Source organism: Robertmurraya mesotrionivorans (assembly GCF_050971805.1).
In the GTDB taxonomy this organism is placed as follows: Bacteria; Bacillota; Bacilli; order Bacillales; family Cytobacillaceae; genus Robertmurraya_A.
Map to the genome: position 1 here is coordinate 68,396 of NZ_JBPCCH010000013.1, position 12,453 is coordinate 80,848.

The 12,453-nt window shown below is 37.5% G+C and carries 12 protein-coding genes; all 12 read right to left on the minus strand.

What is annotated here, in order from left to right:
- Nucleotides 1-23: 23 nt before the first annotated feature.
- The 12 genes from ACRX5O_RS18050 to ACRX5O_RS18105 all read right to left on the minus strand — a co-directional run bounded on the left by ACRX5O_RS18050 (nt 24) and on the right by ACRX5O_RS18105 (nt 12,206).
- Nucleotides 24-1,559 (minus strand): response regulator, encoded by a 1,536-nt coding sequence (locus ACRX5O_RS18050; protein ID WP_433907217.1) that lies wholly within the window; start codon nt 1,557-1,559, stop codon nt 24-26.
- Nucleotides 1,556-2,998, minus strand: a complete 1,443-nt coding sequence (locus ACRX5O_RS18055) for a sensor histidine kinase (protein WP_433907218.1) — start codon at nt 2,996-2,998, stop codon at nt 1,556-1,558. Before ACRX5O_RS18055 ends, ACRX5O_RS18050 begins: the two co-directional genes overlap by 4 nt.
- Nucleotides 2,995-3,972: a sugar ABC transporter substrate-binding protein gene (locus tag ACRX5O_RS18060; RefSeq protein WP_433907219.1), complete on the minus strand. Its 978-nt coding sequence runs from the start codon at nt 3,970-3,972 to the stop codon at nt 2,995-2,997. Before ACRX5O_RS18060 ends, ACRX5O_RS18055 begins: the two co-directional genes overlap by 4 nt.
- A gap of 180 nt (nt 3,973-4,152) precedes the next feature.
- Complete coding sequence (locus tag ACRX5O_RS18065; protein WP_433907220.1) at nt 4,153-5,325, minus strand: sugar ABC transporter permease; 1,173 nt, start codon at nt 5,323-5,325, stop codon at nt 4,153-4,155.
- Nucleotides 5,326-5,337: 12 nt separating this feature from the next.
- Nucleotides 5,338-6,858 (minus strand): ATP-binding cassette domain-containing protein, encoded by a 1,521-nt coding sequence (locus ACRX5O_RS18070; RefSeq protein ID WP_433907221.1) that lies wholly within the window; start codon nt 6,856-6,858, stop codon nt 5,338-5,340.
- A gap of 90 nt (nt 6,859-6,948) precedes the next feature.
- Nucleotides 6,949-8,070 (minus strand): sugar ABC transporter substrate-binding protein, encoded by a 1,122-nt coding sequence (locus tag ACRX5O_RS18075; protein ID WP_433907222.1) that lies wholly within the window; start codon nt 8,068-8,070, stop codon nt 6,949-6,951.
- A gap of 174 nt (nt 8,071-8,244) precedes the next feature.
- Nucleotides 8,245-8,697, minus strand: a complete 453-nt coding sequence (locus tag ACRX5O_RS18080; RefSeq protein WP_433907223.1) for a flavodoxin — start codon at nt 8,695-8,697, stop codon at nt 8,245-8,247.
- Between the two features lie 14 nt (nt 8,698-8,711).
- On the minus strand, nt 8,712-9,599 hold the full coding sequence (locus ACRX5O_RS18085; RefSeq protein ID WP_433907224.1) for a hypothetical protein: 888 nt from the start codon (nt 9,597-9,599) through the stop codon (nt 8,712-8,714).
- Nucleotides 9,592-10,059 carry a flavodoxin gene (locus ACRX5O_RS18090; RefSeq protein WP_433907225.1) on the minus strand — a complete coding sequence of 156 codons (468 nt, stop codon included), beginning with the start codon at nt 10,057-10,059 and terminating at the stop codon, nt 9,592-9,594. Before ACRX5O_RS18090 ends, ACRX5O_RS18085 begins: the two co-directional genes overlap by 8 nt.
- Nucleotides 10,060-10,247: 188 nt before the next feature.
- Complete coding sequence (locus tag ACRX5O_RS18095; protein ID WP_433907226.1) at nt 10,248-10,739, minus strand: methylated-DNA--[protein]-cysteine S-methyltransferase; 492 nt, start codon at nt 10,737-10,739, stop codon at nt 10,248-10,250.
- A complete protein-coding gene (locus ACRX5O_RS18100) occupies nt 10,732-11,637 on the minus strand; it encodes a DNA-3-methyladenine glycosylase family protein (protein WP_433907227.1) in 906 nt (301 codons plus the stop codon). The genes ACRX5O_RS18095 and ACRX5O_RS18100 overlap by 8 nt, the downstream gene beginning before the upstream one ends.
- Complete coding sequence (locus tag ACRX5O_RS18105) at nt 11,634-12,206, minus strand: bifunctional transcriptional activator/DNA repair enzyme AdaA (RefSeq protein ID WP_433907228.1); 573 nt, start codon at nt 12,204-12,206, stop codon at nt 11,634-11,636. Before ACRX5O_RS18105 ends, ACRX5O_RS18100 begins: the two co-directional genes overlap by 4 nt.
- Nucleotides 12,207-12,453: the final 247 nt, after the last annotated feature.

A 12,453-nucleotide genomic window follows, 5' to 3' on the forward strand; every position in this document is an offset into this window, starting at 1 on the left:
GCTCTCTCTCCTATCCGACTAAACTAAATACCAAGAAGCGTCTTTCGGTATTTATTTGGTGAAACCGCAACCATTTTTTTAAACACCTTACTGAAGTAATTTGGGTCATGATAACCAACTTCAAAGGTAATTTCCTTTATACTCTTCTCAGGATCACACATTAATTTCTTTGCTTTCTCGATCCTACACTCAGTTAAAAAGTCGATATAGTTAATTCCAAGTTTTTCTTTAAACATCTTACTTATATAAATCGGGCTGAGTCCTACTTTCTTTGCAAGTGCATCTAATGATATATCCTCGTGGGAGTGATCAATAATGTATTGTTTGATTTGTTGAATCGTATCTGATTCTAATTTTTCGTAATGATTCACATATGATTGCCGCATCCGATCTAGCATTTGTATCGTTTCTAATCTCAGTTGACGGTAGTCAGTAACTTGAGAAGAATATAGGGGGCTATCCGTTTCCACTCCCATTTCACTCAAGACGCGAGATACGATCCATAGTACTTCTAACATCCGTTGTTGCGTTTGTAACAATTCCGTCCCATCGTTCTCGTATACTTGTAATATATTCAAAACGTTCAGCCGAATATAATCCCAATTTCCAAGGCGTATTTGATCGAAAAATTCTTTTTTCTGGTGTGGAGCAAGCTGAACATTACTAGAATCCCCTAAAACTGACATATCCTTATAGAAACGGTACTTAATTGGTAGGGTTGTATCCATCGTTGCAACAAGTGCATCTTGATACGATTGCCTGATGTGATCTAGTGAGTAACACACCTCACCCACACCGATAAACCATCCCGTTCCTTGTTGTGCATAAGAAAGGGAAAGTATCTCTCGTGCAAGTGATGTAGCTTGAGAACGGTAGGTTTTCTCAGGCTGCCTGAAAACAATAATTGGAAGCTGGCTCCCGTATAGCGCTCCTACCCATCCACTCTTTGTTTGTCTAACTTTCTCTTTTACTTTGGTATATACATGCTCTGACCCTGTAGGAAGCACCACAAGCATAACAAACATTTCATTTGTCGATTGAATATCAAGCATCTCCACGAGCATATCTACATGGACTTCGTGGACGTGATCAAACAATAATTGTGTTACCACATCCGTTTCAACGAGAGTTAGTGTTTTTTGTAGTGCACTTTGCTGATACTGACTTAATGCAAGAGTTTTTCGTTCTTCTTCAATCTGTTTGAGAACCTTACCTACCGTTACTACAATGTCACTTGCTTTACTAGGCTTTAGCAAATAATCCTTCACTCCAAGTTTAATGGCGTGACGCATATAATCGAAAGTATCGTACGCTGTCACCATGATAAATTTGATATGCTGATGATTCGCACTGATCTGTTCCACTGCCTCGAGTCCGTTCATTCCGGGCATCTTGATATCCATAAATATCACATCAGGTTGAAACTCTGTAGCCATTTGAACAGCCATTTTCCCATTTTTCGCCTGTTTGATTACATGTTCAGGGTAGGTTTTTTCTAAAATGGCTTGCATGCCTTCCCTTTCTATTTGTTCGTCATCTACGATTAGGAGTTTGATCATCCTTTATCCACCCCTTCCTTTTGAATATATAATACAACCTTCGTCCCATTTCCTTTATCACTAAAAATATCAATTACATGGTCATAACCGTAAAATAAACGCAGTCGTTTTACGACATTGCTGAATCCAATTCCTGTAGAATGACCTTCCATTTCCATCGTGTTTTCTTCAAGAATTTGCTGGATTTTCTCTTTGTCCATCCCTTTTCCATCGTCTTCAATTTCGATTGTAATCATGTCTTCTCCATCCCTAACTCGGAACCATATGATACCGCCTTCTTCTCTCGGCTCAATGGCATGAATCACTGCATTTTCAATAATCGGTTGAAGAGTGAGGGCTGGAATACGTACAGATAGGCAATCTTCATCTACATCCAAGTATAATTTCAGGCGTTCAGTAAACCTTGCTTTTTGAATATCCATATATTGTTTTAAGACAGCAACCTCCTCATACAAAGTTACTGATCGATCAATTTGTTTTAAATTATACCGAAGCAATCCTGCAACGCTGACAAGAAGATCACTAGTTTCTTCAGAGCCCTCTAAATATGCCTTCTTAGAAAGTGTATTGAGAGTGTTAAATAAAAAATGCGGATTGATCTGGCTCTGTAGACTTCGAAATTGACTTTCTTGTAATAAAATCTTATTCTCTTGAAGTTCCCTCTCTAGCTGTGCCTTATTCTTAATTTCTGAGATTAAGTTATTAATATTGTTACGCATTCGGTCAAAGGTTCTAGCAAGAAAGGCAATCTCATCATTTGTCTCCACCTTGATTTCAACATCAAATTTTCCATTTGATAGGTCGTTTGCTGCTTGCGTTAACTTAAGTACAGGTCTCGTAATACCTAATGAAAACCAATACGTAATAAGAATAAGTACAAAGGTAATTAACAACAACAACCACATACCAAGTTTTATAACCTCACCGGACCGTTCGATGATGCTTCGATAAAACTTGTCATGGGTCTTTAATTCTGAATCAAGTAAGGTCAAAGTCATCTCAGATATATAATTGGAAATATTCATCGCCTCCGTAAATTCCTTAGTGGAGGCCTCCGTATCTTTTTCTGAATAATAAAGTAGGAACCTGTCTGTCGTTTCTTGAAGACTATCAATGAGGTTAATATAATTGGACAAAGTGAAGTTGTTCTCTGGGTTCCTTAGTGTATCCACATCCCGTTTTGCTTCTATTAACCCTTCCTCGCTATGCTCGAGTAGTTCTAGATTTTCAGAGGTAGGCTTGAGCATATAGTTATTGAGATCGGTGATTAATTGCTGGCTTGCATTCGTTACCTCGTTCAGACTTAAATATCGTTGAAGAATTTCGTTATATTGATTTTGCGTTTTATGATTATAATATGTAAGCGCTACCCAAATTACGGACATAATCACAAGAACCACTGTTGTTAACGTAAGAATTTTTTTCTGAATACTGTTCATTGTACGTCAACCGCTTTCAAAAAATGAATATCTGTAAAATACCCGTCTATATCGAGAGGAACCGTATCACCATTTAACCACTCCATGATCAATTGAACGCTAATTTCTCCCATCATCTCGGGTGATTGCTTAACAATCCCGTCCAGTTTTTCTTCCTTTAGTAGAGTTAATGTTTCAGGACCATCGTCAAACGAATAGATGAAAAAAGGCTCTACTTGAGAACGCTTTCCAATTTCCTGAACCATTCCCGCAGCAAAATTCGCATTAACCGCTATAAAAGCATCCACGTCTGGATTACGATTCATAACATCTTGAGTGGTGGTAAGAACTTGCTCTCTTGTTTCCGATGTTTGAGCAAGAACCGTTTTAATATTTGGATACACATTTAAAGCATCTTGTATTCCACTTAGTCTCTGTGTCTGATAATATTCATGCTCACTATCGTACATTAACACCACGGTCCCTGATGTACCCATTTCTTTCGTTAGTTCATTTGCTAGCATTCGGCCCGCTTGATACTGATCAGAACCAACAAAAGTTCTTCTAAAGCTCTCTGACATGGGAACATCATTTGCTACAGTAAAGATAGGAATTCCATAAAACGATGCTTTTATTTTTGTTAAATCTTTAAACTCTGCGTTATCTAAACCTTGTACAATGATCCCATCTACTTTTGAATAAAGAGCGATTTCGATTTTCTCTAAAAAGTCCTCCTGATTGTTTCCGTAGCTACCCCAAACCTCTAGACTTGCCCCTTCCTTCAAGGCTTGTTTTCGAGCGCCACTCTCTACCTGATCCCAGAAGGATGTCTCCATATCTTGAGTAATTAATACAAGACGATGCTGATCCACATTTTGATTCGTTTCTTGAGATAGCTGCCAATCCGAGCGAAAAACTTTTTTTGCAGATATAAAAGTAAAATAGCAAAGGAAAATAAAAGTAAGGGATAGTAAAAATATACTAGTTTTTCGCAATGGACTGATCCTCTTTCTACTTATAGTAAACTACTCTCATCATATCATCTACCTGCAATTCTTCAATATATTTAGTTAGAATTTTCAGCTTTTTCGGGGTTGATTTTTAGAGGGGAAGGAGTGGGGACGCCAATATAGAAAGATAGAGGGACTACCCTTCGTAATCCCTCTTCTACCTATCTATCGTTTTTTTCTAGTCATAACGTCAAAAATTACGGCTAAGGCTAATACACCACCTCGGATGATATATTGATAAGAAATACCAACTCCTAGTAGGTTCATCCCATTAGATAACGATGCCATAACAATCGCACCGATAATGGCTCCAGTTACTTTTCCGACTCCACCAGCGGCAGAAACTCCACCGACGTACGCAGCCGCAACAGCATCTAGTTCGAATAATGTCCCAGCAGTAGTGGTTGCTGATTGCAAGCGTGAAGTAAATAGAATTCCAGAAAGGGCAGCTAGCATTCCCATCGAACCAAATACCATATAAGTTATCTTCTTTACATTAATCCCACTAAGATGGGCTGCTTCTGGGTTACTACCTACTGCAAAAACATGTCTTCCAAGCACTGTCTTTGTGGTTAGGAAGTGATACACAATTACAACTAGCAGTATAATCATAACCGTCCATGAGAATCCATTATAACCTGCTAAAATCCATGTTAAGTAGGCGATAATTGCTGAAATACACACCAACTTTAAAATAAATATTCCGTTTGATACCACTTCAAAATCATACTTAATCTTGTTTCTGCGTGTAGAAATTTCACCATAGATATAAAACAGAATTCCTACTAAGCCAACTATTAAGGAAAGTAAATGAAGACCGTTGATTTGAAGAAGTGAAGGAATAAAGCCATTACCAATCGCATTAAATCTATCATCCTGAATGATAATGGTTCCTGTCTTTTCTGTTACCTGCAGTAATGCTCCTCTAAAAACTAACCAACCTGCCAATGTAGCAACAAAGGAAGGAATTCCAATTTGGGCAACTAGAAAACCGTTTAGTAGACCAACCACAATCCCTAAAATGAGAATGATAGGGATTGTAATGTAAATAGACACTCCTGCTTGTGTAAGAAGGATCGCTGCAATAGCTCCAAGAAAACCAGCAACATAACCGACTGATAAATCGATATGTCGAATAACAATGACAAGCGTCATACCTACAGCTAATACAGCAATATAACCTGCTGAATCTAGTAAGTTACTTATATTACGTGAAGACATAAATAGTCCGTCCGTCATAATTGAGAAGGTAAGAATAATGACAATAAGGGCAATATACATGCCATAGTCACGGATATTTTCACTGATCAACGATTTCGCTTCTTTGTAAATACTCATTATATTAACCTCCTATTGCGTAGCAAGCTGCATAATATTTTCTTGGTTTGCTTCATCTATTGACAACTCACCTTTTATTTCACCTTGAGCCATTACATACACTCGGTCGCTCATACCTAATACTTCACCAAGCTCAGATGAAATCATAATAATACTCATGCCTTGTTTAATTAACTCGTTCATAACTGTATAAATTTCAAATTTAGCACCCACATCTATCCCTCGAGTAGGCTCATCAAGAATTAACAGCTTGGGTCCAACAAACAGCCATTTTCCTAAAGACACCTTTTGCTGGTTCCCTCCACTCAAGTTACCAACTAATTGCTCTAAGGAAGAGGCCTTTATCGTTAATGATTTTTTATAATGGTCTGCAATCTTTATCTCTTCATTGTCATTGATCAGGCCATTTGAGGAAATTCCCTTTAGATTTGCTGCCGATATATTGCTTTTAATGTCTTGAATTAAGAACAATCCATCGCCCTTTCTGTCCTCGGTCACATAAGCAATTCCTGCTTTTATCGCATCACTTGGATGCTTGAGCATTTTTGAGATTCCTGCTATGACTAAATCTCCTTCTACCTTATAGGACTTTGCATTACCAAAGATACTCAGCGCAAGTTCAGTACGTCCAGAACCCATAAGTCCTGCAATCCCTACAATTTCACCTTTCTTCACATGTAGGTTTACATTTTTCACGACTTTTCTACCTAATTGAGGATCATAGGCAGACCAATTATACAATTCAAGAATTTTTCCACCGAATGCTTGCTTTTCTCTTTTTGGATAAATATCTTCTATCGCACGCCCAACCATGTTCTTTATGATCGTACTTTCGTTGATTTCTCCCTTTGCTGCATCCAATGTACAAATAGTCTGACCATCACGTAGAACGGTTGCTTTATCTGCAATAGAAATGACTTCTTTTAGCTTGTGTGAAATCATGATACATGTGATTCCTTGGTTCTTAAGTTCGCGTAATAACTCAAGAAGGTTTTCACTATCATCCTCATTTAGTGCTGCGGTTGGTTCGTCGAGAATCAGCAACTTAACGTCCTTGCTTAGAGCTTTTGCAATTTCAACTAGTTGACGTTTCCCTACTCCCAAATCTTTAATAAGGGTATCTGGATTAACATCTAGCTTCACCTTGTTCAGCATTTTTTTCGCTTCAGCAATGGTTTTATTCCAGTCCACAATGCCACCATTTTTCACTTCATTGCCCGCAAATATATTTTCATATACAGTTAGGTCAGGAAATAAAGCCAGCTCCTGATAAATAATAACGATTCCTGTTTTTACGCTGTCACTAATCTTGTTAAACTGTTGTACATTTCCTTCATACAGAATATCTCCTTCGTAGGAACCATAAGGATACACCCCGCTTAGCACCTTCATAAGTGTCGACTTTCCTGCACCGTTTTCACCTATTAGACAATGAATCTCACCTTTTTCCACTTTGAAATTCACATTACTTAGTGCTTTTACTCCCGAAAAATTCTTGGAGATTTGTTTCATCTCCAAAATATACTCACTCATTTGTATGCCCCCTTTACAAGACAACTGTTACAATTGCGAAATAGTGATAGACCACTCTACCACTATTCCGCAACAACCTCTGTTTATTTTTTAAAGTCCAGTAAATTCGCTGGCTTCGTAGTAACCTGAGTCAATTAATTCACTCTTCACGTTTTCCTCGTCAACAACGATAACATCTGTTTGTTTTGCTTTTACTTCTACTTCTCCGTTATCGTAGCTACCTGTTGTTTCAGGTGTCTTTCCATCGAGGATATCAACAGCCATTCCCATTGCATCCGTAACAAGGGTACGAACATCCTTAAATACAGTCATTGATTGTTTGCTATCGATTACATATTGAATTGATGCTTTTTCAGCGTCTTGTCCTGTTACTACAAAGCTAGTAACTTCTCCGTCAGAAGAGAATACGTCTGCAATAGAACGAGCTGTACCATCGTTTGGCGCAAGAATGGCCACATCACCCTTCATATCTGCACCAACAGCTGTTAGGTGTGTTTGAGCTTTGTTTTTCGCTTCATTTGGATCCCAGTTTGTTGTTACTTGGCCAAGAATTTTACTCATTTCATCACGAGTTAATTCCGCTTTATCCTTTAACTTCTCAGCTTCACTTGAGTTTGCAATGGTAAATGTTCCATCAGCAATCTTCGGTTGAAGAACGTTCCAAGCTCCTTCAAAGAACAAGAAAGCGTTGTTATCAGAAGCAGCACCAGCATATAAGTACAATGGAACGTTTGAACCTTCTGCGTGATCAATTAAGTATTGACCTTGAGCCGCACCTACAGCGAGACTATCAAATGTTACATAGTAATCTACTGCATCTGTGTTTGTAATTAAACGGTCGTAAGCAATAACCGTAACTCCGTCCTTCTTCGCAGCTTCAACAGCAGCCGCTGCTGCATCACCGTCTTGAGGGCTAATAATTAGTACTTCGATACCCTTGTTTAATAATGTTTCTACATTTTCTTTTTCCTTAGCAGAAGAACCTTGGCTAAATAAGATTTCTGTTGTATATTCAGAGCCTGATAAAGCATCCTTGAATCTTTGTTCGTCTTGAACCCATCTCGGCTCATCCTTAGTTGGTAATACGATTCCTACACTTACTTTGCTACTGCTGCTTCCACCACCGCTACTTTCACTGTTACACGCGGCTAGCACACCTGCCACTAACATAAAAGCTAGCATTAAAGAAATCGTTTTCAAAAACTTCTTCATCTTTTTTCCCCCTTAATATTTGTCTCATTTGGTTACATGTTAATTATATAAATGTCGTATATTGGGATGTAAGCGTTAACACTAGCATTGTTTTGGTATCGTCTGCAATTTTTTATTCTATGATGCAAAAAGAGTGGACCTGTTGACCCAGACCCACTCTTTAATCTTAATTATTTAACTACTCTTCTCAAAAACAGACAAGGCTTGCATGACAAAATGATTAATTTCTTCTTCATCAGCCTTACTTGGATTAAATTCGATTCTTAAAGGTGTTCCTAAGCATACCCCACTTTGACCTTCCATTAAATCTTTTAATTTATCTAAAGCACCGCAGAATTCAGGATAGGATGTGTCTCCTGAACCAAATAGAGCAAATAATTTCTGGTCCAAGTCTAATTGTTCCATTTCTTCTATTATATCGAGACATTCATCTGGGTAATCTCCATCACCCCACGTATACATTCCCATAAATACAAGGTCATAGTTTAAAAGCTCGTTTGCTGAAGAAAGACTAAGCATATCCTTTAGATCTACTTCATGATTTTGTTCCATAAGTTGCTCTACAATCATATCAGCAATAGCTTCAGTATTTCCTGACATACTTGCATAAATGACACCAATTTTCAATGTAATCACTCCAATTAATGAACTAGTTTTGTAACTTCATAGCTTCGATCAATCCACTTACTTTCGATAGGAGAACTAATAAATAACTCATCTTCAAAGCCTGCTCCCCTAAAGCCATGCCCTTCAATGGTTTCTATAGGCATGAGAGTGGCTGTGTGCTTATCTATTTCGTAAATCCTTGAAAAACCGTATTCATCCTTACTTGTTGTGGTATATAAGTTCTTTCCTACGGTAAATACATCTAGAAATGCTTTCTCAGAGATCGGTTGTTCAAATGTAGTCCATTTAGAAGCATGAAGCCATTTCATCTCTATGGACCCTTCTTTTGACCAGGCGTTCCCTTTAGCAATTAACAGATAATCATCATTATCTATAAAGATAGAGGAGATCATGGAGTGTTGTTCTTTTTTAACAAGGATTAATCTTCCACTCCTCAAAGAAAACATCCATAGTCCACCAGATTCCTTGTTAATTTGGGTTCCGATATAGATGTGTTCCTTATGCTTGAATAACGACCGTATGAGCGGTCTATTTGTCATATCTTTAAAGGGATGAACAACTGACCAACTGGACCCAAAATTATAGGAAATATAAAGCTTACTTCCCGCATGAGTAATAATAAGTCCTGAATCATCACCTGTAATATCCCAAAGACGTTGTGGTGTCGGGAAGAAAGTATGTGTCCACTTCTTGTTAAACGGATTGTAACGAACGATCAATCCGTTATCACCAATTCCAAAAATATAAGGGGATATCTGAACGAGTTTATATACACTATAGGGAAGAGAATATTGTAAAAACCATTTACCTTTCTTAAAGGAGTATAAACCAGCATTTTTTACAGCCACGATGAACGGTAAACTTGGAGTGGACAAAACTGCCGTGGACCCTTTATCAAACATATGTAGCCTTCTCCCCCTTGCTTGCCCATTGATACACTGACTTCGCAAATTGTCTGCATTCGTCTACTTCCTCGTCTGTTTCAGGACTTAGTTCTATTTTCAATCCTTCATCATAAACATCACAGCCCTGTTCCTGCAGTGTCGTTGCCATAATATCCACTGCCATACAAAACTTAGGATAGAGTGTATCACCTGAGCCAAAGCAAGCAGCCTTTACTCCATTTAATTTCAGTTTTTTGAGATCATCGAAAAACTCTTCGACCTCATATGGCAGATCCCCATCTCCCCAGGTGTACGCACCAAAGAAGATACAATCGTAGCTTTTTAAAGAATGTACATCTACTGTTTCTAAATCAAGTAGATCGACCTCACATCCACATTCAAGAAGAGTTTCTTTCAAAATATTCGCCATATCCTCTGTATTACCGGACATACTTACATAGCCAATAAATATTTTCACTGTTCTCCTCCTCTAATTGAAAATGATTATCATTATTAACAACTTAAATATAATCGATAATGATTCTCAATGTCAATTATATTTTTAAAACATTCATTCAATAAAAATAAGAGCTCCTGTATAAGGAGGCTCTTATTACTAACAAATATACAATGCGGATGATTTTTTTCTCATGTTATTGGGTTATACTAAACTATTTTTTTACTGTTCTCCCTACGTTCATGCCGAAGCAACCATTCCTTCCTCCACAATCCACCCGCATAACCTGTGAGTTTCCCACTGGACCCAATGATTCTATGGCATGGAATGACAATACTTAGCTTGTTTCTACCATTTGCATGACCAACTGCTCTAATTGCTTTTTCATTGTCAATCCTAATAGCTAGTTCCTTATAAGTTCCTGTTTCACCAAAAGGGATACTGGATAATGCCTTCCACACGGTTTGCTGAAATTTTGTTCCCTCTAATGTGAAAGGAAAGGTGAATGTTTGACGTTTCCCCTTAAAATACTCATCGATTTGATTCAAACATTCTTTCATTACTTCCGGTGTTTCCTCTTGAATCGTATTTTGAATCTCTTCCCGGTCTACGAACATGATGGAATAAATCTCATCCATTGATCCGATAATTTCTAATATTCCTATTGGTGACTGATAATCGATTATATATCTATTAGTCATAAAGAGACCTCCATAAATAGAAAGTCGCATACGCTTGCCAACCTTCCCAATTTGTCGCGATTACTTTTATTTCATGAATCGTTGGTTTATGCTCCAGTCCTAATTGGAGCTTTAATGCATTATGAAGTCCTACGTCTGCAATCGGAAACGAAGAGTGTTGGTGAAAGCATTTCATCATTACATAATCCGCAGTCCATGCCCCTACTCCCCTGATTTTCATTAACTGGTTGTGAAGCTCATGATACTCCTGTTGTTTCAATCTTTCTTTTGTCATTTCACCGCTTACCATAATCTTTGCAATTCCTATGATATAATCCGCTTTCCTAGTCGTAAATTGAAGCTTTCTCAAATCGTCTACCTTTACATTTGCGACTACCTCATATGTAGGATATATCCAATACGTCTCTCCTTCAAAAGTTAGACTCTTTCCGTAACTTTCAACAAAACGTTTTTTAAGTAAGTAGGCGAACGATAAATTGATTTGTTGGCCCATAATAGCCCAAGTAAGGGCCTCGAATAAGTCAGGAATACCTATCATTCGCAACCCATAATATTTCTCTACCATTCTCTTTAATAGTTGGTCCTCATTTGCCATTTGATAAAATTCTTCTAAATCTGAATGGAAATCAAACCACTCCTCAATGTAAGTGACTACCTGTATTCGTTTGCTAATATTCGGTACATTTAACGGAAATTCAACTTTTATCATCCCTTCAACTTCAAAGATCTTTACTAAAATCATTTCATTCTCAATGTGCAACAATTTATATAAATTACCATCATCAAGTCGATGAAGAACCTCTTCTTGTGAACGTCCTAAAAACACCATGCACTCTGCAAAACTAAATTCTTGTGGTGGTATTATTTCAATATGTGACTCGTAATTGATCCACTTCATCTTACATGTTCCTCTTTACTTGCTGTACGATATTCACTAGGGGAACAAGCCTTCACATTTCGAAATACTTTGTAAAAATTAGACGAGCTCTGGAATCCTGTCTCATAACAAATTTCTAAATTTGATCGGTCCGTATATTTTAAAAGATGTGCTGCTTTATCAACTCGTATTTTTTCCAGATAGGACCTAGGAGTTTCCGCTGTTTCCTTCTTGAATAACCTATTAATATAGAAAGAACTTACTCCCACGTGATTAGCTACATCATCAAGTTGTAATGGTTCCTTATAATGAGTAACTAAGAAGGAGATTACCTTCGTTATCAGTTCATCGTTTGGAGAAAGAGGTGCATCCGGCTTACATCGTTTACATGCACGAAAGCCAGCCTGTTCTACTTTTTTCATGTCGTCGTAAAATTCAACATTACATTTTTTGGGCTTTCTCGACCGACAGGAGGGTCTGCAGTAGATTTTTGTTGTTTTTACTGCTGTATAAAACAGTCCATCGTAAGTATGATCACATGCAATAATTTTCTCCCACATCTCTTCAAAAGAAAACTTGATTACTCCCATAAAAATTATCCCCACCTAGACAACTATTTTGATGATAACGATATCTCAAGTTTAACAACACGATGTTCCTCCTTCCTCCTCATTCTTGCACTTATAGTCTGAAAGGAAAAAAACATCATAGTATTTTTTCACTATAGAAACATTCAAACAAAAGTCATAAATTGTCGAAATTAGTTTGTTAATACGAACAAATCCATGCTATTATTTATTATATTTTAAAACATTACTATCATTTTAGGAGAGAATA